Origin of the sequence: Mycolicibacter heraklionensis, from assembly GCF_001021505.1 — a bacterium.
GTDB classification, from domain to species: domain Bacteria; phylum Actinomycetota; class Actinomycetes; order Mycobacteriales; family Mycobacteriaceae; genus Mycobacterium; species Mycobacterium heraklionense.
In genome coordinates this window covers 70,006-90,876 of sequence record NZ_LDPO01000017.1, presented here as the reverse complement: position 1 = coordinate 90,876, position 20,871 = coordinate 70,006, and the positions used below count along the sequence as shown (strand labels likewise).

General features: G+C 66.3%; 23 protein-coding genes. 12 read left to right on the top strand and 11 right to left on the bottom strand.

Annotated features, from left to right (window positions below):
• The first annotated feature begins 19 nt into the window (after nucleotides 1–19).
• From ABW16_RS18215 to ABW16_RS18200, 4 genes are read left to right on the top strand one after another with little or no spacing between them, the layout of a single operon-like run.
• On the top strand, nucleotides 20–952 hold the full coding sequence (locus ABW16_RS18215; protein WP_047320590.1) for an acetaldehyde dehydrogenase (acetylating): 933 nt from the start codon (nucleotides 20–22) through the stop codon (nucleotides 950–952).
• Nucleotides 949–1,977: a 4-hydroxy-2-oxovalerate aldolase gene (gene dmpG / locus ABW16_RS18210; protein ID WP_047320589.1), complete on the top strand. Its 1,029-nt coding sequence runs from the start codon at nucleotides 949–951 to the stop codon at nucleotides 1,975–1,977. Before ABW16_RS18215 ends, dmpG begins: the two co-directional genes overlap by 4 nt.
• Before the next feature lie 33 nt (nucleotides 1,978–2,010).
• The gene (locus ABW16_RS18205; protein WP_047320588.1) at nucleotides 2,011–4,095 is read left to right on the top strand and encodes a RecQ family ATP-dependent DNA helicase; all 2,085 of its coding nucleotides are present in this window, start codon (nucleotides 2,011–2,013) and stop codon (nucleotides 4,093–4,095) included.
• 20 nt (nucleotides 4,096–4,115) lie between these two features.
• Nucleotides 4,116–4,385: a heme-binding protein gene (locus ABW16_RS18200; RefSeq protein ID WP_047320587.1), complete on the top strand. Its 270-nt coding sequence runs from the start codon at nucleotides 4,116–4,118 to the stop codon at nucleotides 4,383–4,385.
• On the opposite strand, the gene ABW16_RS18195 is transcribed toward ABW16_RS18200, so the two are convergent.
• From ABW16_RS18195 to ABW16_RS18180, 4 genes are read right to left on the bottom strand one after another with little or no spacing between them, the layout of a single operon-like run.
• Entirely contained in the window at nucleotides 4,360–5,079 is a 720-nt protein-coding gene (locus ABW16_RS18195) for an EthD domain-containing protein (protein WP_047320586.1), read from the bottom strand. The two genes, ABW16_RS18200 and ABW16_RS18195, sit on opposite strands and share 26 nt — an antisense overlap.
• Before the next feature lie 10 nt (nucleotides 5,080–5,089).
• Nucleotides 5,090–6,031, bottom strand: a complete 942-nt coding sequence (locus ABW16_RS18190; protein ID WP_047320585.1) for a TIGR03619 family F420-dependent LLM class oxidoreductase — start codon at nucleotides 6,029–6,031, stop codon at nucleotides 5,090–5,092.
• Nucleotides 6,028–6,483: a nuclear transport factor 2 family protein gene (locus ABW16_RS18185; protein ID WP_047320584.1), complete on the bottom strand. Its 456-nt coding sequence runs from the start codon at nucleotides 6,481–6,483 to the stop codon at nucleotides 6,028–6,030. Before ABW16_RS18185 ends, ABW16_RS18190 begins: the two co-directional genes overlap by 4 nt.
• Nucleotides 6,480–7,430 carry an IclR family transcriptional regulator gene (locus ABW16_RS18180; RefSeq protein WP_047320583.1) on the bottom strand — a complete coding sequence of 317 codons (951 nt, stop codon included), beginning with the start codon at nucleotides 7,428–7,430 and terminating at the stop codon, nucleotides 6,480–6,482. The genes ABW16_RS18185 and ABW16_RS18180 overlap by 4 nt, the downstream gene beginning before the upstream one ends.
• 96 nt (nucleotides 7,431–7,526) lie before the next feature.
• Between ABW16_RS18180 and ABW16_RS18175 the strand changes: the two genes are divergently transcribed.
• The 3 genes from ABW16_RS18175 to ABW16_RS18165 are packed head-to-tail and all read left to right on the top strand — an operon-like array spanning nucleotide 7,527 to nucleotide 10,584.
• Entirely contained in the window at nucleotides 7,527–8,654 is a 1,128-nt protein-coding gene (locus ABW16_RS18175) for a hypothetical protein (RefSeq protein ID WP_047320582.1), read from the top strand.
• A 2-nt stretch (nucleotides 8,655–8,656) separates the two neighbouring features.
• Nucleotides 8,657–9,439 (top strand): SDR family oxidoreductase, encoded by a 783-nt coding sequence (locus ABW16_RS18170; RefSeq protein ID WP_047320581.1) that lies wholly within the window; start codon nucleotides 8,657–8,659, stop codon nucleotides 9,437–9,439.
• Nucleotides 9,439–10,584: a sulfotransferase family protein gene (locus tag ABW16_RS18165; RefSeq protein WP_047320580.1), complete on the top strand. Its 1,146-nt coding sequence runs from the start codon at nucleotides 9,439–9,441 to the stop codon at nucleotides 10,582–10,584. Before ABW16_RS18170 ends, ABW16_RS18165 begins: the two co-directional genes overlap by 1 nt.
• 87 nt (nucleotides 10,585–10,671) lie before the next feature.
• Here the strand turns inward: ABW16_RS18165 and ABW16_RS18160 are convergent, their stop codons facing one another.
• Together ABW16_RS18160 and ABW16_RS18155 are read right to left on the bottom strand one after the other, a co-directional pair.
• Nucleotides 10,672–11,139 carry a hypothetical protein gene (locus ABW16_RS18160; protein ID WP_047320579.1) on the bottom strand — a complete coding sequence of 156 codons (468 nt, stop codon included), beginning with the start codon at nucleotides 11,137–11,139 and terminating at the stop codon, nucleotides 10,672–10,674.
• A gap of 10 nt (nucleotides 11,140–11,149) precedes the next feature.
• Nucleotides 11,150–12,322, bottom strand: a complete 1,173-nt coding sequence (locus ABW16_RS18155) for a Rieske 2Fe-2S domain-containing protein (RefSeq protein ID WP_047320578.1) — start codon at nucleotides 12,320–12,322, stop codon at nucleotides 11,150–11,152.
• 110 nt (nucleotides 12,323–12,432) lie between these two features.
• Here ABW16_RS18155 and ABW16_RS18150 point away from each other — a divergent pair, with 110 nt between their 5' ends.
• A complete protein-coding gene (locus ABW16_RS18150) occupies nucleotides 12,433–12,966 on the top strand; it encodes a gamma carbonic anhydrase family protein (protein WP_047320577.1) in 534 nt (177 codons plus the stop codon).
• 64 nt (nucleotides 12,967–13,030) lie between these two features.
• Here ABW16_RS18150 and ABW16_RS18145 read toward each other — a convergent pair whose 3' ends face one another.
• Complete coding sequence (locus tag ABW16_RS18145; protein ID WP_082134185.1) at nucleotides 13,031–13,360, bottom strand: helix-turn-helix domain-containing protein; 330 nt, start codon at nucleotides 13,358–13,360, stop codon at nucleotides 13,031–13,033.
• Between the two features lie 94 nt (nucleotides 13,361–13,454).
• On the opposite strand from ABW16_RS18145, the gene ABW16_RS18140 reads away from it, so the two are divergent.
• The 3 genes from ABW16_RS18140 (at nucleotide 13,455) to ABW16_RS18135 (ending at nucleotide 16,104) form a co-directional block, all read left to right on the top strand.
• Nucleotides 13,455–13,718: a hypothetical protein gene (locus ABW16_RS18140; protein WP_047320575.1), complete on the top strand. Its 264-nt coding sequence runs from the start codon at nucleotides 13,455–13,457 to the stop codon at nucleotides 13,716–13,718.
• Nucleotides 13,719–14,396: 678 nt separating this feature from the next.
• Nucleotides 14,397–15,779 (top strand): hypothetical protein, encoded by a 1,383-nt coding sequence (locus ABW16_RS26075; protein ID WP_131721518.1) that lies wholly within the window; start codon nucleotides 14,397–14,399, stop codon nucleotides 15,777–15,779.
• A complete protein-coding gene (locus tag ABW16_RS18135) occupies nucleotides 15,772–16,104 on the top strand; it encodes a type II toxin-antitoxin system PemK/MazF family toxin (protein WP_230987254.1) in 333 nt (110 codons plus the stop codon). The genes ABW16_RS26075 and ABW16_RS18135 overlap by 8 nt, the downstream gene beginning before the upstream one ends.
• Here ABW16_RS18135 and ABW16_RS18130 read toward each other — a convergent pair whose 3' ends face one another.
• Genes ABW16_RS18130 through ABW16_RS18115 form a run of 4 tightly spaced genes read right to left on the bottom strand, consistent with a single transcriptional unit; the run spans nucleotide 16,105 to nucleotide 19,778 of the window.
• Nucleotides 16,105–16,515 carry a nuclear transport factor 2 family protein gene (locus ABW16_RS18130; RefSeq protein ID WP_047320573.1) on the bottom strand — a complete coding sequence of 137 codons (411 nt, stop codon included), beginning with the start codon at nucleotides 16,513–16,515 and terminating at the stop codon, nucleotides 16,105–16,107.
• Between the two features lie 13 nt (nucleotides 16,516–16,528).
• Nucleotides 16,529–17,713: a thiolase domain-containing protein gene (locus ABW16_RS18125; RefSeq protein WP_047320572.1), complete on the bottom strand. Its 1,185-nt coding sequence runs from the start codon at nucleotides 17,711–17,713 to the stop codon at nucleotides 16,529–16,531.
• Nucleotides 17,713–18,777: a thiolase domain-containing protein gene (locus tag ABW16_RS18120; protein ID WP_047320625.1), complete on the bottom strand. Its 1,065-nt coding sequence runs from the start codon at nucleotides 18,775–18,777 to the stop codon at nucleotides 17,713–17,715. The genes ABW16_RS18125 and ABW16_RS18120 overlap by 1 nt, the downstream gene beginning before the upstream one ends.
• Nucleotides 18,778–18,785: 8 nt before the next feature.
• Entirely contained in the window at nucleotides 18,786–19,778 is a 993-nt protein-coding gene (locus ABW16_RS18115; RefSeq protein WP_047320571.1) for a Zn-ribbon domain-containing OB-fold protein, read from the bottom strand.
• Between the two features lie 58 nt (nucleotides 19,779–19,836).
• Here ABW16_RS18115 and ABW16_RS18110 point away from each other — a divergent pair, with 58 nt between their 5' ends.
• Nucleotides 19,837–20,868, top strand: a complete 1,032-nt coding sequence (locus ABW16_RS18110; protein ID WP_047320570.1) for an LLM class F420-dependent oxidoreductase — start codon at nucleotides 19,837–19,839, stop codon at nucleotides 20,866–20,868.
• The last annotated feature ends 3 nt before the right edge of the window (nucleotides 20,869–20,871 follow it).

Below are 20,871 nucleotides of genomic sequence, written 5' to 3'. Positions count from 1 at the left end.
TTCGAATAGAGGAGCGTTCATGGCTGCCAAAGCCTCAGTCGCGATCGTCGGGTCGGGCAACATCAGCACCGACCTGCTGTACAAACTGCTGCGTTCGGAGTGGCTGGAGCCGCGCTGGATGATCGGCATCGACCCGGACAGCGAGGGTCTGGCCCGAGCCCGCAAGCTGGGCCTGGAGACCTCCGCCGAGGGGGCGGACTGGCTGCTCGCCCTGGATGAGAAGCCGGACTTCGTCTTCGAGGCCACCAGCGCCTACGTGCACAAGGCGTACGCGCCCAAGTACGAGGCCGCCGGTATCCGGGCCATCGACCTGACCCCGGCCGCGGTGGGCCCGGCGGTGATCCCGCCGGCAAACCTGCACGAACACGTCGACGCGCCGAACGTCAACATGATCACCTGCGGTGGCCAGGCCACCATCCCGATCGTGTACGCGGTCACCCGCGCGGTCAAAGAGCAGGGCGGCACCGTGCCGTATGCGGAGATCGTGGCCAGCGTCGCCAGCGTCTCGGCCGGACCGGGCACCCGGGCCAACATTGACGAGTTCACCAAGACCACCTCTCGTGGGGTGGAGACTATCGGCGGCGCGCAAAAGGGCAAGGCGATCATCATCCTGAACCCGGCCGACCCGCCGATGATCATGCGCGACACCATCTTCTGCCAGATCCCCGAGGACGTTGACCGCGACGCGATCACCAAGTCGATCCTGTCCGTGGTGGAACAGGTGCAGACCTACGTGCCGGGCTACCGGCTGCTCAACGAGCCGCAGTTCGACGAGCCGTCGCTGAACTCCGGTGGGCGCGCGGTGGTCACCACGTTCGTCGAAGTCGAGGGCGCCGGCGATTACCTGCCGCCCTATGCGGGCAACCTGGACATCATGACCGCCGCGGCCACCAAGGTCGGCGAGGAGATCGCCCGCGAGATGGCGGCAGCAAAGGCTGGAGGAGCGAAATGAGCGACCACATCTTCGATGTGCGGATCACCGACACCTCGCTGCGGGACGGTTCGCACCACAAGCGCCACCAGTTCACCCCCGAGGAGGTTTCGGCGATCGTCGCCGCGATCGACGCCGCCGGCGTGCCGGTGATCGAGGTGACCCACGGCGACGGGCTGGGCGGGTCGAGCTTCAACTACGGGTTCTCCAAGACGCCCGACCAGGAGCTGATCAAGCTCGCGGCGCAGACCGCCAAGGACGCCAAGATCGCCTTCCTGATGTTGCCCGGCGTGGCCACCAAGGAAGACATGAAGGAGGCGCAGGGCAACGGCGGCGAGATCTGCCGGATCGCCACCCACTGCACCGAGGCCGACGTCTCCATCCAGCACTTCGGCTTGGCCCGGGAGCTGGGCCTGGAGACCGTCGGGTTCTTGATGATGGCCCACACCGTCTCCCCGGAGAAGCTGGCCGGCCAGGCCCGCATCATGGCTGACGCCGGCTGCCAGTGCGTGTACGTGGTGGACTCCGCCGGCGCGCTGGTGCTCGAAGGCGTCCGGGATCGGGTGGCCGCGCTGGTCGCCGAGCTCGGTGACGACGCCCAGGTGGGCTTCCACGGCCATGAGAACCTCGGGCTCGGCGTCGCCAACTCCCTGGAGGCGGTGCGGGCCGGGGCCAAGCAGATCGACGGCTCGGTGCGCCGGTTCGGCGCGGGCGCCGGCAACGCCCCGGTCGAGGCGCTGATCGGGGTGTTCGACAAGGTCGGGATCAAGACCGGCATCGACTTCTTCGACATCGCCGACGCCGCCGAGGAGGTGGTGCGCCCGGCCATGCCGGCCGAGTGCGTGCTGGACCGCAACGCGCTGATCATGGGCTACTCCGGGGTGTACTCCAGCTTCCTCAAGCACGCGGTGCGCCAGGGCGAGCGCTACGGCGTGCCCGCCCACGAGCTGCTGCACCGGGCCGGGCAGCGCAAGCTGATCGGCGGCCAGGAGGACCAGCTCATCGACATCGCGCTGGAGATCCAGCGGGAGCGGGCTGCGAAGTAACCGGTTGTCGGGGCGGTCCGGCACGATGGGGCTGTGAGCTCGACGCGCGCCGACGCCCAGGCGATTCTGGAACAGCTGGCCGGACCGCAGGCGCTGCTGCGCGACGACCAGTGGGCCGCGATCGAGGCGCTGGTCGTTGGGCGCCGCCGCGCACTGGTGGTGCAGCGCACCGGCTGGGGCAAGTCGGCGGTGTACTTCATCGCGGCGAAGCTGCTGCGTGCGGGTGGGTACGGTCCGACGGTGATCGTCTCGCCGCTGCTGGCGTTGATGCGCAACCAGGTCGCGGCCGCGGAGCGGGCCGGCGTGCACGCGGCCACCATCAACTCGTCCAACGTGACCGAGTGGGCCGACGTGCAACGCCGGGTGACCGCGGGCGAGCTGGACGTGCTGCTGGTCAGCCCGGAGCGGCTCAATAACCCCGACTTCCGCGATGAGGTGCTGCCGGCGCTGGCGGCCCGGGCCGGGCTGGTCGTGGTCGACGAGGCGCACTGCGTGTCGGACTGGGGGCATGATTTCCGGCCGGACTACCGGCGTATCCGCACGCTGATCGCCGAGCTCGGCGCCGACATCCCGGTGCTGGCGACCACGGCGACCGCCAATGACCGGGTGGTCGCCGATGTCGCCGGCCAGCTCGGGGTCGGCGGTGGCGACACCCTGGTGCTGCGCGGTGGCCTGGACCGCGAGTCGTTGCGGATGTCGGTGGTGGCCGCCGGCGGTCCGGCGCAGCGGGCCGCCTGGATCGGCGCGCACCTTCAGCAGCTGCCCGGCTCCGGCATCGTCTACACGCTCACCGTGGCCCAAGCCCACGATGTGGCCGCCGACCTGCGTGCTCAGGGGTTCGCGGTGGCCGCCTACACCGGTTCGACCGACGCGGCCGATCGCGAGCAACTCGAGGCCGATCTGCTGGCCAATCGGGTCAAAGCGCTGATCGCCACGTCGGCGCTGGGCATGGGATTCGACAAGCCCGACCTGGGATTCGTCGTGCACCTGGGTGCGCCGTCCTCGCCGATCGCCTACTACCAGCAGGTCGGTCGGGCCGGGCGCGCCACGGCCAGCGCCGAGGTGATCCTGCTGCCCGGCACCGAGGACCAGGACATCTGGCGCTACTTCGCATCACTGGCCTTCCCCGCGGAGTCCTTGGTGCGCAAGGTGATCGGCGAACTGTCGCCCGATCAGCCACTGTCGACGCCGGCGCTGGAAGCCCGGGTCGACCTGAACCGGTCGCGGTTGGAGATGGTGCTCAAAGTCCTCGACGTCGACGGCGCGGTGCGCCGAGTCAAGGGCGGCTGGCTGGGCACCGGCGCCCAGTGGAGCTACGACGAGCAGCGTTACCGCAAACTCGATGAGCTGCGCCGGGCCGAGCAGCAGGCGATGCTGGACTACCAGGCCACCGACGGCTGCCGGATGAGTTTCCTGCGTGCCCAGCTCAATGACCCCGAGCTGCAGGCGGGGGAGCGTTGCGGGCGGTGCGACAACTGCGCCGGGTCGCGGTTTGACGCCGCGGTGGATCCCGCCGCTGCCGCGGCCACCCGGGAGCGGCTGATGCGTCCCGGCGTGGAGATCACGCCGCGGCGGCAGTGGCCGTCGGGCCTGGCGCAGCTCGGCGTCGAACTGTCCGGCCGGATCACCGACGGGCCGGAGCCGGGCCGGGTCATCGGCCGGCTCACCGATCTGGGCTGGGGTGCGCGGCTGCGGCGGCTGCTCGACGAGCCGGACGGCGAGGTGCCCGAGGAGGTGGTGCGCGCGGCCGTGAGTGTGCTTGCCGGCTGGGAGTGGCGGCAGCGGCCGACCGCGGTGCTGGGCCTGGATTCGGCGACGCACCCGGTGTTGATCGGTTCGCTGACCGACCGGCTGGCCGAGCTGGGCCGTCTGACCCGCTTGGACACCTTGCGGTACGCGCCTGGGCGGAGGGCGGCGACCGCCGCGAACTCCGCCTATCGGGTCGCCGCCTTGCAGGGTTGCTGGCTGCCGCCGGCGGAACTACCGGTCGATATCGGCCCGGTGCTGTTGGTCGACGACGTGACCGACACCGGGTGGACGCTGACGATGGCGGCCCGGGTGTTGCGTGCTGCCGGTGCGCCGCAGGTCCTGCCGTTCGCCCTGGCCAGCGTGAACTGAAACGCGGGTACCGTCGAGTGATGAGCGGTATTACTCGAGCGATCGCGGTCGGCTTGCTGAGCGTGGCCGGGGTACTGACACCGGTGGCCAACGCCGCACCGCAGCAGTGCGACCAGACCGTCGGCAACTCCGTCGACTCGTACTTGAAGCGGCATCCCGACGTCAAGAACAACCTGTCGCATCGGGGGAAGCAGGAAGACCCGGGAGCGCCGGATCCGGTGCTGTCCTACCTGCAACGGCACCCCGACGTGCGGCAGGCCCTGATCACGCTGTCCCAGCAGTGTGTGTGAGGAACGGCGACCGGAACACATAGCGGCTGGTGGGCACCGTGTCGATGTTCAGGTGCGCGCCGAACGCGCTGACGCTGGCGATCATCCGGCTCACCCGGTCGGTGAGGTCGGCCTGGTCGGCCGCGCCGTAGAACGCGTACGGGTCTGACACCGCCTCGTCGGGGAACAGCTCCTCGACAATGGCGTCGATGCGGGGTGCGTCCGCGGTGAGCGGGCGGATCACCACATTCTGGGTGTAGCCGAAGGTCGCCTGGGTGTCGGTGGCGACCTGGGTGTGGTCGATGTGCCAGCGGTGCAGCCAGGTCGCCTCGTCCAAATCGGCCGGCCGGCGCAGTAACGCCACATTGGCCAGACCCCGGGTGCGGCGGCCCTCGCCGAGATCCGGCGGTGGCATGGGCATCGATTCGGTCACCAGATACGCTGCCGCCGAATCAGATTCGGCTTCGATCAGTGCGATGGCGGTGCGGGTCGCTTCACCGTAGTACTGCTGGGTCCACAGGCTGATGATGGCCGCTGCCGGCGGATCCAGCGTCGTCAGGGTCATCATGGAATCGCGCACCGGCTCGTCGCGTACGTTGACCACGACGCCCGGCAGCCCCAGATCCAGCAGCTTCGCCGCGATCGGACCGCGCAGTTTCTGGCACCATTGGTCGCTGAAATCGGCTGTCCGCGCGACGATCATGACCTTTTCCATCGATGTCTCCTTAACCGGTTGCGGCGCGGAACGCCTCGACGAGTTCGCGAAGCAGATCAGTGGCCCGGCCGATGTCCTTCGGCAGCGAGCAGGTGACCCGCACATCGGTGACCCCGGCGGCCACCAGCGCCGGCGCGGAGGCGGCGGTGGCGTCGGTGTCCAGTGAGCCGTCCGGCTTCTTGGCGGTGGTGGCGTGGCCCAGCACCTGCAGGCCGGTCGGATCGCCGCCGAGTGCGGCGACGCGGTCCTTCATGGCCGCGATGGCGCCGGCCGGGTCGCGCATGGCAGGGCCCCACGGGATCCAGCCGGAGCCGAACCGGGCCAGCCGGCGCGCCACCGCGTCGTTGACGGTGCCACTCACCCAGATCGGAACCCCGCCGGGCGTAACGGGTTTGGGCATCTGGTGAATGTTCTCGAAAGACAACTCCGGGGACGCGTAGCTACTGCGCTGCCGAGTCCACAGGGTCTGGCACACCTCCAGGGTGTGGTCCAGGAGTCGCCCGCGGCGCTCGAACGGCAGTCCGGCGGCCTCGTACTCCTCGCGCTGCCAGCCGACGCCCACGCCGAGATCCAGCCGTCCTCCCGACAGCACGTCCAGGGTGGCCAGCTCCTTGGCCAGCACCGCCGGTCGGCGCAGTGCCGCCAGCAACACCGCAGTGCCCAAGCGGATGCGGGTGGTGGTTGCGGCCAGCGCGGTCAGCACGATCACCGGGTCCAGCCACTGACCGTCGGGACCGGTCGGCTGGCGGCCGCCGGCGATGCCACCGAGCCGGGGGTCGGCGTAGGCGTCGGGGTTCTCGCCGAACACCACGTGATCGGAGACCACGACACGATCCACGCCCGCGGCGTCCATCGCAGCGCCCAGCGCCAGGGTGGTGCCCCAGTTGTGGCCGGGGTCGTCGGTGAAAGTCTTCAGCTGAAAAGAGATCTGAGGCTTCTGGGCTGACGTCATGAGCGCACCTGGCGCGCCGATCGGGACTCGATCGCGTCGATGGTCAGCGCACGCTGCGCGATCCGCCAGCCCTGCCCGACGCGGTGATAGGCATCGCGGTAGCGCAGGTACCAGACGTGGTCGGTCAGCTTGCCGCCGTGCTCGATCCAATGATGCGCGACCCCGGTGATCTCTCCGGTCGCCACGTCAGCCGTCGCGGCGGTGTAGACCTCGCCGACGATGCCGTGGTGGGTGCGGGTCACCGCGCCCAGGGCCGACATCGCTTCTCGCACGCCGGCGTGGCCGCGGTGGCGCACGCACGGCTCCAGGTGATGCGGCGGATCCGGCAGCACCAGTTCGGCGTCGGCGGTGAACAATTCGGCCACCTCATCGAATCGTCGCGCGTCGACGTAGCCGGCGTAGCGGTGCACGAGCTCGGACAGCTCTAGTCTCTCGGCGACCGACAGTGTCATGGCGCCGAACCTAACAGCGGTGCGGGCTTGCTTCCGCCGAGTTGCGCGGTGAGCGCTTCGGCGGTCCGCAGCAGCCCGCGCGCCCACTTGGTGATCTCGGCGTCGGTCAGTGCTCGCTGGGCGTGCAGCGACACCACCATCGCTTGGCGTTGGTGGTGGTCGTAGACCGGTGCGGAGATCACGCTGATGTCGTGGCGCCTCCGCCCGCCGGCTTCGCCACGCAGATACACCCGCTCGCCGATGTCGGAGACCAGCTCGCCCAGCAGGGCCCGCAGCTCGTCGGGCAGATCGCTGGACAGGCCCGCCATCAACCCGTAGAGCCGTTGGCCGCCCGGTGTCAGTCGCTCGACCAGGTAGCCGTCGGCGCGACATTCGTCGATGACGCGCTGCAGTCGCTCGCTCTCCGACCGCAGCGGGATGGTGGGCTGACGGGCCAGCCAGTCCGCCAACGCGTGGTCGTCCCAGAGCACGAACATCAACCCGACCGGCGGAGCGAACGGATAACTCTGGCCGGCCTGAACGCCCAGATGCGCGTTGGGTGCCGCGACCAGCTCCAGCACCGTGATCCGGTCGTCGACCACCGCGCTCAGCGCAACGGAGGTGGCGAAATCCGCGGAAAGCCGTCGCAGTTGCTCGCGTGCCTCGGGGCCGACCCGCAGCGCCTGCTGAGCGGCGCGGCCGAGCGAGATCAGGCCCGGCCCGAGCCGGTAGGTCTTGTCGGGATCGTCCCGGGTCAGGTAGCCGGCGTCGGCCAGGGCGTTGGCGATGCCCAGGCAGGTGGGCTTGGCCAGCCCGGTGCGGCGGGCCAGCTCGGAGAGGCCGAAGCCTTGGTCGGGGTGGCGGGCCAGAAAGTCCAGAACCGTCACCACCCGCTCGGTCGGCGGGGACGACCGCACGACTTGTTGGTCTGGCGTTTGTTCGGACGCCGCTGCTCCAGGCACAGCCATTGCAGCATGCTACCGCGACCGTCTAAAGTCGGTTCGAGATATCTACCATCTCGGTCCAATATTGGACCGATAAATGATCTGAGAGGTGCTGCAGCGATGTACTCCGAACCCCTTTCGGCCGCGATCGCCGAGGCGGAGAAGCTGGTTGCCGCGGCCCCGCACATCGAGACCGAGGCTGACCTGCTCGAGGGCCTGCAATACCTGGCAGGCGGTGTCGAGGCGTGTGTGCACGCCGCCTTCAACAGCGAACGCGACCACCCGTTCCTGCTGTCGGGCACCGGGCCGTTCACCAAGATGGGGTTGGACAACCCCGACACGCTGTACTTCGGCACCGTGGTGCGCCCCGGCAACGACTACGTGGTGAGTGGCACCCGGGGAACCACGACCGACCTGAGTTTCCAACTGCTCGGCGGTGAATACACCGATGACAACGTCCCGGCCAGTGAGGCGGCCTTCGACGACCGCGAGCTCGATGTGGCCGGCGACGGCACCTTCACCTGGCGCTTCCAGCCGAAGACGCCGGCGCAACTGGTGATCCGCGAGGTCTACAACGACTGGGCCGCCCGTCGTGGCACGCTCTCGATCGCCCGGACCGACACCGAAGGCACCGCGCCGCCGCCGCTGACCCGTCAGCTGATCGAGAAGCGTTACGCGGCAGCGGGAAAGCAGCTGATCAACCGGGTCAAGACCTGGCTGGCGTTCCCGCAGTGGTTCTATCTCAATCTGCCGGTCAACACCATGGTGGCGCCGCGGCTCACGCCGGGCGGTCTGGCGACCCAATACTCGTCGGCCGGGCACTACGAGCTTGAGCCCGGCCAGGCGCTGGTCATCACCCTGCCGGTGACGGATGCGCCGTATCTGGGTTTCCAGTTGGGCAGCCTGTGGTACATCTCGCTGGACTACATCAACCACCAGACATCGCTGAACGGCACTCAGGCGCAAGTCGATCCGGACGGCAAGATCCGGATCGTGGTCTCCGACACCGACCCCGGGGTGACCAACTGGGTCGAGACCCTGGGACATCGGCGCGGCTTCCTGCAGTTCCGCTGGCAGCGGGTATCGCGGCAGCTGACCGAGGCGGACGGCCCCACCGTCGAGCTCATCGACGTCGACGCGGTGCAGGCCGCACTGCCGTTCTACGACCACAACAAGATTTCCCAAGAAGACTGGCGCGCGCGTATCGCGCTGCGGCAGCAGCAAATCGCTAACAGAATGCTGGGGTGAATATGGCCGGAATGCTGGACGGCAAAGTCGTGGTGATCAGTGGTGTCGGGCCTGGCCTCGGCAGCACGATGGCCAATCGGTTCGCCGCCGAGGGCGCCGACCTGGTGCTGGTCGCGCGCAGCGCGGATCGCCTCGAGGAGGTGGCCAAGCAGGTCAGGGCCGCCGGGCGTCGCGCCCTGGTGGTCCCGGCCGACATCACCGATGACGACCAGGTCGCGCACCTGGTTGAGGCGGCCTCAGCGGAGTTCGACCACATCGACGTGTTGATCAACAACGCCTTCCGGGTGCCGTCGATGAAGCCGTTGGCGCAGACCACGTTTCAGCACATTCGCGACGCCATAGAGCTCAGCGGGCTCGGCGCGCTGCGCCTGACCCAGGGCTTCACGCCGGCTTTGGCCGCGGCCAACGGCTCGATCGTCAACTTGAACTCGATGGTGATCCGGCACTCGCAGCCCAAGTACGGCGCCTACAAGATGGCCAAAGCCGCGCTGCTGGCGATGTCGCAGTCGTTGGCGTCCGAACTGGGTGAGCAGGGTATCCGAGTCAACTCCGTTGCGCCCGGCTACATCTGGGGCGACACCTTGCAGAGCTACTTCACCCACCAGGCCGGAAAGTACGGCACCACCGTCGAGCAGATCTACGCCGCTACCGCCGCGAACTCCGACCTGAAGCGGCTGCCCACCGAGGACGAGGTGGCATCGGCGGTGCTGTTCCTGGCCAGTGATCTGGCCAGCGGCATCAGCGGCCAGGTTCTCGACGTGAACTGCGGGGAGTACCACAACTGATGACCGCCCGTACTGACGTTGGCACCGTTGAGGACCTGCACGCCTCGGCCACCAAGATGGTGGGTCTGGACGACTTCGGCCCCGACGACGACAACTACCGCGAAGCGCTCGGCGTGCTGCTGGACTCCTACCGCACCGAGGCCGACCTCACTGAGCTGGGCAGCAAGATGAACCGGTTCTTCCTGCGCGGTGCGCTGGTGGCCCGGCTGTTGTCGCAGGCCGGCTGGAATGCGCACCCCGAGTACACCGAGATCGCCGTCGAGCGGCCGGTCTTCGTCACCGGGCTGCCCCGCACGGGAACAACGGCGCTGCACCGGCTGCTGGGTGCCGACCCGGCGCACCAGGGGTTGGAGATGTGGCTGGCGGAGTTCCCGCAGCCTCGGCCACCACGCGAAACCTGGGACAGCAACCCGGTTTTCCAGCAGATGCAGGCGCAGTTCGCCCGGCACCACGATGAGAACCCGGACTACACCGGGCTGCACTTCATGACCGCTGATGGTTTGGAGGAGTGCTGGCAGCTGCTGCGCCAGTCGCTGCACTCGGTGTCCTACGAGACGCTGGCGCACCTGCCGACCTATTCGCGCTGGCTCTCCGAGCAGGACTGGACCCCGGCGTACCGGCGGCACCGCCGCAATCTGCAACTGATCGGGCTCAACGACCCGGGCAAGCGGTGGGTGCTCAAGAACCCCAGTCACCTGTTCGCGCTGGATGCGATCATGGCCGTCTATCCCGACGCGCTCATCGTGCAGTGCCACCGGCCGGTGGAGACCATCCTCGCGTCGATGTGCTCACTGGCCCAACACACCACCGAAGGACAGTCGAACACCTTCGTCGGCGCGCAGATCGGTGCCGACGAGATGGAAACCTGGGCCCGCGGCTTGGAGCTGTTCAACACCCAACGCGCGCAATATGACCAGGCGCAGTTCTGCGACATCGATTACCAGGAGTTCGTCGCCGACCCGCTGGCCACCGCGGCCGGCATCTACGAACGCTTCGGCCTGCCGCTCTCCGACGAGGCACGCCAGGCCATGGCCGACGACTACGCCGCCAGCAAGACCGGCCCGCGCGCGCCCAAGCACGAGTACTCGCTGGCCGATTACGGGTTGACCGCCGAGCAGGTCCGGGAGCGCTTCGCCGGCCTGTGACCGGGTGTCTTTCCCCGCGAGCGTGCGTGTCCCCGGTCAACACGCCGAGCGTGCGGCCGGGGACACGCACGCTCGCGTAGGTGGGGCTCAGTCGATGCCGTCGCCGGGTGGGGGAGCGCTGGATCGCTCCTCCAGGTGGCCCTCGGCGACCGCGTGCGAAATGCTCTTCGCCAGCTTCGGGCAGCCGCGGCTACGGCTGCTGGTGTGACCGGCCTCGCGTTCGGCGGCGAAGTACGCGCACTGCTTGACCGCTGCCGAATTCCATTGCACCGAGGTGTATCCGGGGCCCAGCTTCTTCACCTCGACGGTGGCGGTGCAGTGCCGACACTCCACCGGCATCAGGCCCGAATGCAGATAGCGGTCGGTATCCCGTTCGGTCGCAGCACGAATCGCCTCGTAGCGTTCCGGGTCGACCGGAAACAGCGGTTGCCGCGAGTAACGGGTGTCGGGCCCGTCGTCGGGGGAGTCGCCGTGCTCGCCGTGGTCGTCGTGCGGGCCGTAGAACATCAGCATGGACCGGGCCAGCTCGCCGGCGTCGGGAACCTCGCGGGCCATGATGCCAGACCTACTCTGCGTTAACGGTTTCGGCGGCTTTCGCTGCGTGCTTTTCCTCGGCCTGTACCCGCAGGTTCTCGGCGACTTCGGCGTTCCACTTCTCGTTGGCCACCGTCGCGTCGATCTCGATCTCAAAGCGATCGGTCATCTCCGGGGTGACGTCGGCGGCGTCGACGTAGAACTGCGAGTACCAGCGGCGCAGCTGGTAGACCGCCCCGTCTTCCTCGACCAGCAGCGGGTTCTCGATGCGGCTCTTGTGCGTCCAGATCTCGACGTCCTGCAGGAAGCCCTTGCTGACGCCGTCGGTCATGGCATCGGCGATCTTCTCGGTCGTCGCGTCGTCGAGGCCCTTGGGCTTCTGCACGATCACGCCCCACATCAGCCGGAACTGGTCCTGGCTGATCGGGTAGTGGCAGTTGATCAGGATCGACTCGGCCTTGAAACCGTTGTAGCTGTTGTGCAGCCAGTTGATCATGAACGACGGACCGAAGTAGGAAGCCTCGGAGTCCAATTCCGAACCGCCGTAGCTGGTGCCCAGCCCGGGAACGTCGGAACGCCCGACATTGTGCAGGTACTGCGAGGCGATATGCCCCTCGAAGACGTTCTTGAACGAGGTGGGCAGGCCGTAGTGGATGTAGAAGAAGTGCGCGAAGTCGGTGACGTTGTCGATGATGTCGCGGCAGTTGGAGTCGATCACCATGGAGTTCCAGCGCCAGTCGGTCCACTCGCCGCTGGACCACTCCGGGATCTCCGGGATCCGCACCTCGTCCGGCGGCGGGTTGCCCTCCGGGTCGTTGTAGATGAACAGCAGCCCGCCGCGCACGTCGGTCGGGAAGGACTGGGTGCGGGCAACCCGCGGAGTCCGCTTGGAGTAGGGCACCAGCTTGCAGCGGCCGTCGCCGCCCCAACGCCAGTCGTGGAACGGGCAGGCGACCTCGTCGCCCTTGATCTCGCCGCGGCTCAGGTCGCCGCCCATGTGGCGGCAGTAGGCGTCGAGCACGTGCAGGTCACCGCGCGAGTCGGCGAACACCACCAGTTTGGCACCGAACGCGTGGATGGAGTGCGGCTTGCCGTCCCGGAAGTCCTTCACCGGGCCCAGGCAGTGCCAGCCCCGGGCGTAGCGATCCGGCAGCGTGCCGGTATCGATGTGGCGGACGCCGACCTCGGCGTTGTCAGTGCTCACCTGTTGCCTCCAACCCTCTGCTTCTAACTAGAACACGTTACAGTTTTGACACCTGTTTGCGCAATAAACCCTGCTGGTTCGGGGTCTTTGGTCCCTGGTATATGTGGACGATGCAGCTGTTCTCCTTCAATGGTCGCTCGCCCCGGATCGACCCCACCGCCTTCGTCGCTCCCACCGCCACGCTGATCGGTGACGTCACCATCGAAGCCGGAGCCTCCGTGTGGTTCGGCGCCATCTTGCGTGCCGACGACGCCCCCATCGTGGTGCGCGAGGGTGCCAACGTGCAGGACGGCTCGGTGCTGCACGTGCCGCCGGGGGTGCCGGTGGACATCGGCCCGGGGGCGACGATCGCCCACATGTGTCTGATTCACGGGGCCAACATCGGTGCAGAGGCGCTGATCGGCAACCACGCCACCGTGCTCGACGGCGCGGTGATCGGCAGCCGCACCCTGGTCGCGGCCGGCGCGATGGTGCTCGCCGGGACCAAGATCCCCGACGGAGTACTGGTGACCGGCTCACCCGCCGTGGTCAAGGGCCCGATCGCGGGAACCGGCGCCGAGGTGTGGATTAACGCCAATCCGCCGTACTACCGGGATCTCGCGCAGCGTTACCGCGAAGGCATGGAGCCGGTTACGCCGGAGTGAGCTGCATGGGCGGCCGAGCGGTCAGGCTTGTGACCGCATCGCCTGGGGCAGTGGGGATTTCCCGCTAGCTTTCAGTCTGGCGGTGTTCTGCGCTTGACCGGAATACCGTGTTGATCAACGCAGGCACCGTGGTGCCGAGGACTTCGCTGAGCGCGACCAGTGTCGACAGGCGTGGGTTCGCGGGCTTTCGCCCGTCGCGTTTGCCTAGTCCGTATTCCAACAGTTGGTAGTGGTTGCGGCTGATCCCCGCGGCCTCGGCGACAGTCTCCTGTGTCAAGCCTCGCTCTTGGCGCAATTCCGCCAATGTCCGACCCAGAGCCTCGGCCAGCTCGCGTTCAATGGCGGACTCTGGCACCCCCGAAACATGCCGAGGCCAATCCGCCAGGTCGACCATCTATAGATGGCTGTTCGTGTTAGCCTCAGGACCGCAGTGCACTTTTCGGCATCTCTAGACGACTGTTGACTACCTGAAGAGGAGAAATCAAGCCATGGGCTTACTGGACCCGCAGTTTTCACGGAAAGACAAGACGCGGGCGCAGGCCGCCCTACTGATCCCGGGGAGTCTCTTTCTCTTCCTAATCGGTATGGGCACCGGCTCGGCCATCTTCTATGTGCTCGCCGTTCTCGGGCTGTTTGCAAGCGGGGCCTTCATCTACCAAGACGTCAAGAAGCGTGCGGAGAAGAAGCGCGTTGCGGCCGAAGAGGCCGAGATTCGCGCACATCAGCTGCGCCAGGCGCGGGGCCAGCAGTAGGGAACCGCGTGACGCGGCTCGTCTGTCTCGCATGCCGGGCGAGGGGGTGGCGTGTTTCCGTGGCTTGATATTCGCGACTTCGGGCTGAGGCTGTACATGCATGTGCTGAGGGGGGTGGCGCTACTCAGTGATGGCATCGCGGGAATTGTTGCAGCGGAAGACAATTCGCCGCCACTTCGGCGTGATGACCCAGAGATCGAATGATCGTGCGGGACAAATGAGGAGTTCATAGCAACATGCGCACTCCCAAGAACGTGCCGCGTTGGCGGCCTGTTTGGAGTCCAAGGGCGGGTCTTGGTAGGACCGCGTGACTACGGGCAGATGGTTCCCCGACGGGTATTCGGGCAACTTGATGATCCGATAACCACGACGACCAATTCACACCCCGGTGCCGTTCACGATGCCTACGAGGGCAGTTGTCGATTCGCCGAGGCGGCGTTCCGGGCGTATACGGCGCCGGTCGAGGATGTCCCGGGTGGCCCGATCGACAGCGTCTTTGCGGTTTCGCTGAGGTCCGACGGAAAAAGCGAGGAAATCGGAACGGAAGTCGACGCCTTCGTACCAATTTCTCCACGCAAAATTCCTAGCTGCCGGGAACGAGCTTGGTAAAAAGCATGCCGCGATGCTATCCGCGACTGTCATCACGGCTGCGATAACTCATGTAATAAAGGAGCGTATATGACAAGTCAGAGCTTGCAACTCGATCGACATCTTCAGTCTCTGGGCGGTCCTTGGACGGGAGTGCCCGAATTCTGCGAGTTTTCGGAGAAGGCTTCCCATTTTCGCATGGTTCAATTGCGAGATGCGATTTTGGCCGAGACAGACGCTGATCCTGTCTTCGTTCACCGCGCGTATGAAACGGGTGCGGCTCTTATTGACGATATCTATAGGAACTTTAATGGTACATCTGGCATCGAAAGTGTCGAGCGTGTATTTATGGTCACAAGGCGTGCGCACAAAGCAGATAACGATGAATATGAAAGCGAATCCCGTTATCATTTTCCGCTCGCGACAAGTAATTTCTACGTCTCGCCGGAGATGCGTATGCGTAGTCAATTTGGATTGCCCCCGTTCATCTCTGATACATACACGAGAAGCGATAAGGCTGCAGAGCGGGGAGCGCTCGTCATAGCTCCGTTGTATCAAGACATGAATGTCGACATCGTGAACGAGGCCGACCGTTTGGCGGTCGGGTATAAAGCGCTCGAAGCGTCTGTAAGGTTTTCACACCATGGACTGGGTGCATCAGTCATAGGGCTCGGAGCGCTGTTGCCGCAGATTACAAAATTCGGAAGCCTTCTGACTGGAATAGAAGGTGCTGACCAGCGGACCACAACTACAGGCCATGGTGGTACGGTGCATTTAATTGCGGAGACCGTACGGAAAGTTCTCGAAGTTCCGTCGATCGGTGCAAAATTCGACGGTGTGATAGGCGTAATTGGTGGAGCGGGATCTATCGGCTGGTCAACCATATCAACAATACGGCATGTACTTCCCGATGTGAGGATCCATACTTTTGATACGCGGGTTAGTAGATTACGCGATATTTTGGACGATGAATCGACCCTAAATGTCCAGATCCACGACGGCGTGATCGATGTGCTTGAGGCTTCAAATATTATTGTCTCGGCGATCACATCTGTAATTGATCTTTGCGCAGAAGAGCAACGCCTCGGGCGGCCAATTGACTTGAGCGGGAAGGTTATCATCGATGATAGTCAGCCGGGTTCTTTTCATCGTCCACAGGTTGAGGAGCGAGGCGGGAAAGTTGTCTGGGTCGTCGGAAAAGATGTATCGCCGAGTAGCTTTATGACCAGAGATGGCCTCTACACTGCAGGTGTCCCGTATAACTATGGAGATAAATCCGGATTATATGGCGCAGAATCGGAATTCGGCTGCGGCATTGAAGCGGCTGTGATTGCCCAATCTTGCGCGTATGAGAAGGCAATTAAGGCACCGGTTACGCCCGATGATGTCAAAAAAATTGGCGAGCTTTTCGAGTCGGCCGGCGCGACGGTGGCTGAATTTCAATCATTCGGCCAGCCTGTGGGGCTTGTCTAACCCATCCGTGCGTGGTGACCTGTATCGCCTGGAGGCGCCCAAGAACGTCCATGGTCATGAGCGGTCTGGTCCCCGCTACGCGGTCGTCGTACAGTCCGACGATCTGCCGCTGTCCACGTGGGTTGTCGCGCCGACGTCGACGGGCCGGCGTGCGGCATCGTTTCGGCCGGAGATCGAGATCGACGGCACCAGAACGCGTGTGACGGTCGAGCAGCTCACCGTGATCGATCCGCAGCAGTGTCACGGAGAGTTCGTTGGACGGCTCGCTACAGGGGAGATGCAGGCCGTCGATGAGGCGCTGCGGGACGTGCTGGCGCTGGACTGATCAAACCGGCTTCGCCGTCGCCGCAGCCCGGTCCAGTTCCCAGTAGGCCCGCAGCGCGACCAGTTCACCCTTTTCGTTGGCCCGGTAGGTGAACACACCCTCGGTGACGATCTGGTGGCCGCCCATGGTGATGGTGATGTTGCCGGTGTTGGCCTCTTCATCGCCGCACTGGAAGTTGTCGGAGAAGTTGAATTCGATCTTGTCGGTCGGGGCGATCGCCTTGTCCCAGAACGCCGAGATCTCGTCACGGCCGCGGTGACCCTTGCCTTCCGGGTCGAAGTGCGACGGCCCGATCGGGTCTTGCACGATCGCGTCGTCGGCGAAGTTGGCCAGCCAGGCTTCCTTGTCGCGGGCTGCTACCGCGTCACGGGAGCGCTTACCGGCGACGTGGGCGGGGTGATCTGCGTTCATGCGGGTCGTCCTCTCAGTTGGCGGGCTTGTCGGCTGGCTTGTCAGAGGAGACCACCCACATCGAGTAGTACTGCGAGCCGCCGCCGTAAGCGTGGCCCAGCGCTTTACGGGCGTTCGGCACCTGGTGGTCGCCGGCCTTGCCCATCACCTGGATTGCCGACTCGGCAAACCGGATCATGCCCGAGGCACCGATCGGGTTGGACGACAGCACCCCGCCCGAGGCGTTCACCGGCAGCTTCCCGCCGATCGCGGTCTCGCCGGCCTGGGTGAGCTTCCAACCCTCACCGGGCGCGGCGAAGCCCAGGTTCTCCAGCCACATCGGCTCGAACCAGGAGAACGGCACGTAGATCTCCGCGGCGTCGATCTCGTCGATCGGGCTGGTGATCCCGGCTTCCTTCCACAGCGCGGCAGCGGCGTCCCGGCCGGCCTGCGGATTGACCTGGTCGCGCCCGGAGTACGCCAACGGCTCGGTGCGCAGCGCTGTGGCGTGGATCCAGGCCACCGGCTCGCCCGCGTCGATCCGGGCCTGTGCGGCGGCCTCGTCTCCGATCACGATCGCGCAAGCACCGTCCGAGGACGGGCAGGTCTCGTCGAAACGGATCGGGTCCCACAGCATTTGGGACGCCATCACCTTCTCCACGGTGATGTCGGGCTGGTGTAGGTGCGCCAGCGGGTTGCGGGCGCCGTTGAGCCGGTCCTTGACCGCGACCATCGCGCCGATGTCGTTCGGCGCTCCGGAACGGCGGATGTAGGCACGCACGTGCGGGGCGAAATAGCCGCCGGCGCCGGCCCCGACCGGCTTGGTGAACGGCACCGGGATGCTCAGCGCCCACATGGCGTTGGACTCCGACTGCTTCTCCCAGGCCATCGCCAGCACTCGCCGGTACTTGCCGGACTTCACCAGGCTGGCCGCCACGACCGCGGTCGACCCACCCACCGAACCGGCGGTGTGCACCCGGATCAGCGGCTTGCCAGTGGCGCCCACGGCGTCGGCCATGAACAGCTCCGGCATCATCACGCCCTCGAAGAAGTCCGGTGCCTTACCGACCACCACCGCGTCGATGTCGTCGAACGTGGAGCCCGAATCGGCCAGCGCGCGGTCGATGGCCTCACGCACCAGGCCGTTCATCGAGACGTCCTGGCGCTTGGCGACGTACTTGGTCTGCCCGGTGCCCAGCACCGCAGCGAGTTGGCCCATCAGTTGCGTCCTTCCATCACCGCGACCAGGTTCTGTTGCAGCGCTGGGCCGCTGGTGGCATGCGCCAGCACCCGACCCGCCGAACCATTGAAGATGTGTTGGGCCGCAAAGCCGATGCGCTCCAGGCCCGCGACGAACATCGGATTGGCCGCTAGGGCACCACCGGACGGGTTCACCTTCGTCTTCGACGGCAACCGCATCGCCTTGGTCAGGATCAGATGCTGATGGGTGAACGGCGCGTGGATCTCGGCGACGTCCACCGCGGGCATGTCATCACCGGTGGCGGCGCGCGTCGAGACGGTGGTCGACGGGGAGCGGGTCAGATCCCGGCTGCCCAGCACCGGCGACTCGATACGGTGCTCGAAACCGGTGATCCAAGCGGGGTTTTCGCACAGTTCGCGGGCCTTGTCGCCGGCGGCCAGGACGATCGCGGCGGCGCCGTCGGTGATCGGCGCGATGTCGTGCCGGCGCAGCGGGTCGGCGAAGAACGGCCGCTCCAGCAGTTCGTCGAGGTTGGCGGATGACTCCACCGAATCCACCCGGTCGGTGACCGCGAACGAGTCCAGCGCCACCCGGGCCATCTGCTCGGGCGTCCACTGGCCGCCGTCCAAGCCGAGCCGGGCCTGCAGTGCTGCGATCGAGACCGAGTCCGGCCACAGCGGCGCGACGGTATAGGGGTCGGTCTGCAGGGCCAGGATCCGGCGCAGCTGGCCGGCCGAGGACTTGCCGAAGCCGTAGGCCAGCGCGGTGTCGACTTCGCCGGTCAACACCTTGATGTAGGCCTCATACAGCGCCCACGCACCGTCCATCTCCACATGGGACTCGTTGATCGGCGGAACCGCGCCGATCGAGTCGATCGCCGAGATGAACGAGAAGGCCCGTCCGGCAAGGTAGTCCGAGGAACCGGAGCACCAGAAGCCGATGTCGGTCTGGGCAATTCCCAGCTCGGAGTACAACTGAGCGAAACACGGCATCAACATCTCGACGCCGTTGGTGGTGCCGTCGGTGCGGCGAACGTGCGGGGCGTGGGCGAAGCCCACCACCGCGACATCGCGTTGCGTCATGCTGCCCCTCACAGGTGGTGTTTGTAGGTGTCGTAGTCGGCGTCCGGTTCGCCGGTGGGCCGGAAGTATTCGATGTTGTCGATGCCCAGACCCCACTCCTCGCGGGGCTTCCACACCGCCTCGACGCGCATACCCATCCGCACCTCGTGTGCGTCGATGTCAGACACCAAGTGCAGGAAGGGGATGTCGGCGCCGTCGAGCAGCACATAGGCGGCCACGTACGGCGGCTTGATGCGCTGCCCGGCGAACGGGATGTTGATGATGGCGAACGTGGTCACCGTGCCCTTGTCGGGCAGCTCGACGAAGTTGTCCAATTGCAAGCCGGTGGCTGGGTCGGCTTCGCGCGCAGGGAAATACACCTTGCCGGTTTCGCCGGTACGGGCGCCGAGCAGCTTGCCTTCCTGCAGTGCCAGCAGGTAAGCGCTCTCCGGGCGCGAGGCACTGTGCTGGATCTCGATGCTGGTCGGAACCACCACCATGGTGACCGGGTCCCGCTCGTCGGTGGTGTCGGCTACCGGCTCGGCCTCCTCGCCGATCGCGAAGTAGGCGATATCGGTGATGGCGCCGACGGTTTCGTCGGCCCAGTGCGCGTGCACCCGTGTGCCGGTGCTGATGGCGTCGGGGCTTTCGGCCGCCACCGCGTGTAGCAACGGCACGTCGGCACCGTCAAGTTTGATCAGCGCCCAGGCGAATGGGGTGTCCAGCGGTTGGCCCTCCAGCGGGGCCGGCTGCCAAGACCACGACACCACGGTCCCGACACTGGCCACCGGTACGATCTCGGTGAGCGGTGCGTAGCTGACCGGGTCATACTCGGCCGGCGGCACGTACACCCGACCGTCGGAACCACGTACGCCGACGATGCGGCGCTCACGCAGCGCGGTGAAGAACGCGCCGAGAACGGGGCCGACTGAACGTGTGTAGTCGAAGGACAACTTCAGCGGCGCAGAGAGGGGTGGCTCATGCTCATCGATCTGCGCGCGGTTGCTTTGGCTGGCAGTCACGGCATCGAGTAGAACAGGTTCTAACAATGGTGGCAAGCAGGCAAGCGAGGAGCCAAGGATGAAGCTGGGACTGCAACTCGGATATTGGGGCGCGCAGCCGCCGACCAACCACGCTGAACTGGTAGCCGCGGCCGAGGACGCAGGCTTCGACTCGGTTTTCACCGCCGAGGCATGGGGTTCGGACGCCTACACACCGCTGGCCTGGTGGGGCTCGTCGACGTCACGGGTTCGGCTGGGGACCTCGGTGGTGCAGCTGTCGGCACGGACCCCCACGGCCTGCGCGATGGCCGCCTTGACGTTGGACCACCTCTCCGGTGGCCGCCACATCCTGGGCCTGGGTGTGTCCGGGCCGCAGGTGGTGGAGGGCTGGTACGGCCAGCGCTTCGGCAAACCACTGGCCCGCACCCGCGAGTACATCGACATCCTGCGTCAGGTGTGGGCCCGCGAGGCCCCGGTGACCAGCGCCGGCCCGCACTACCCGCTGCCGATCAGCGGTGAGGGCAGCACCGGGCTCGGTAAGGCGCTCAAGCCGATCACCCACCCGCGTCGGGCCGACATCCCGGTGATGCTCGGCGCCGAAGGCCCGAAGAACATCGCGCTGGCCGCCGAGATCGCCGACGGCTGGCTGCCGATCTTCTACGCCCCGCGGCTGGCCGACATGTACAACGAATGGCTCGACGAGGGCTTCGCGCGGCCCGGAGCGCGGCGCACCCGCGAAGACTTCGAGATCTGCGCGACGGCCAATATCGTCATCACCTCCGACCGTGCCGCGGCGTTCGCGGCGATGAAGCCCTACCTGGCGCTCTACATGGGCGGCATGGGTTCCGAGGACACCAACTTCCACGCCGAGGTCTACCGCCGGATGGGCTACGGCGAGGTTGTCGACGACGTGACCAAGTTGTTCCGCAGCGGACAAAAGGACAAGGCCGGCGAGATCATCCCCGACGAGCTGGTGGACGACGCCGCGATCGTGGGCGACGTCGACTACGTCCGTAAGCAGATCAAGGTGTGGGAGGCCGCCGGCGTCACCACGATGGTGGTCACCGGACGCAGCGCCGAGCAGATTCAGCAGCTGGCCTCGCTGGTTTAGTTC

Bases quoted from the DNA above. Each gene is read 5' to 3' on its own strand.
- ABW16_RS18125 (WP_047320572.1), bottom strand. From the start codon at position 17,713: ATGGGCCAACTCGCTGCGGTGCTGGGCACCGGGCAGACCAAGTACGTC.
- dmpG (WP_047320589.1), top strand. From the start codon at position 949: ATGAGCGACCACATCTTCGATGTGCGGATCACCGACACCTCGCTGCGG.
- ABW16_RS18180 (WP_047320583.1), bottom strand. From the start codon at position 7,430: ATGGCTGTGCCTGGAGCAGCGGCGTCCGAACAAACGCCAGACCAACAA.
- ABW16_RS18120 (WP_047320625.1), bottom strand. From the start codon at position 18,777: ATGACGCAACGCGATGTCGCGGTGGTGGGCTTCGCCCACGCCCCGCAC.
- ABW16_RS18185 (WP_047320584.1), bottom strand. From the start codon at position 6,483: ATGACACTGTCGGTCGCCGAGAGACTAGAGCTGTCCGAGCTCGTGCAC.
- ABW16_RS18140 (WP_047320575.1), top strand. From the start codon at position 13,455: ATGGGCTTACTGGACCCGCAGTTTTCACGGAAAGACAAGACGCGGGCG.
- ABW16_RS18145 (WP_082134185.1), bottom strand. From the start codon at position 13,360: ATGGTCGACCTGGCGGATTGGCCTCGGCATGTTTCGGGGGTGCCAGAG.
- ABW16_RS26075 (WP_131721518.1), top strand. From the start codon at position 14,397: ATGACAAGTCAGAGCTTGCAACTCGATCGACATCTTCAGTCTCTGGGC.
- ABW16_RS18170 (WP_047320581.1), top strand. From the start codon at position 8,657: ATGGCCGGAATGCTGGACGGCAAAGTCGTGGTGATCAGTGGTGTCGGG.
- ABW16_RS18130 (WP_047320573.1), bottom strand. From the start codon at position 16,515: ATGAACGCAGATCACCCCGCCCACGTCGCCGGTAAGCGCTCCCGTGAC.
- ABW16_RS18160 (WP_047320579.1), bottom strand. From the start codon at position 11,139: ATGGCCCGCGAGGTTCCCGACGCCGGCGAGCTGGCCCGGTCCATGCTG.
- ABW16_RS18165 (WP_047320580.1), top strand. From the start codon at position 9,439: ATGACCGCCCGTACTGACGTTGGCACCGTTGAGGACCTGCACGCCTCG.
- ABW16_RS18150 (WP_047320577.1), top strand. From the start codon at position 12,433: ATGCAGCTGTTCTCCTTCAATGGTCGCTCGCCCCGGATCGACCCCACC.
- ABW16_RS18195 (WP_047320586.1), bottom strand. From the start codon at position 5,079: ATGGAAAAGGTCATGATCGTCGCGCGGACAGCCGATTTCAGCGACCAA.
- ABW16_RS18200 (WP_047320587.1), top strand. From the start codon at position 4,116: ATGAGCGGTATTACTCGAGCGATCGCGGTCGGCTTGCTGAGCGTGGCC.
- ABW16_RS18215 (WP_047320590.1), top strand. From the start codon at position 20: ATGGCTGCCAAAGCCTCAGTCGCGATCGTCGGGTCGGGCAACATCAGC.
- ABW16_RS18110 (WP_047320570.1), top strand. From the start codon at position 19,837: ATGAAGCTGGGACTGCAACTCGGATATTGGGGCGCGCAGCCGCCGACC.
- ABW16_RS18190 (WP_047320585.1), bottom strand. From the start codon at position 6,031: ATGACGTCAGCCCAGAAGCCTCAGATCTCTTTTCAGCTGAAGACTTTC.
- ABW16_RS18175 (WP_047320582.1), top strand. From the start codon at position 7,527: ATGTACTCCGAACCCCTTTCGGCCGCGATCGCCGAGGCGGAGAAGCTG.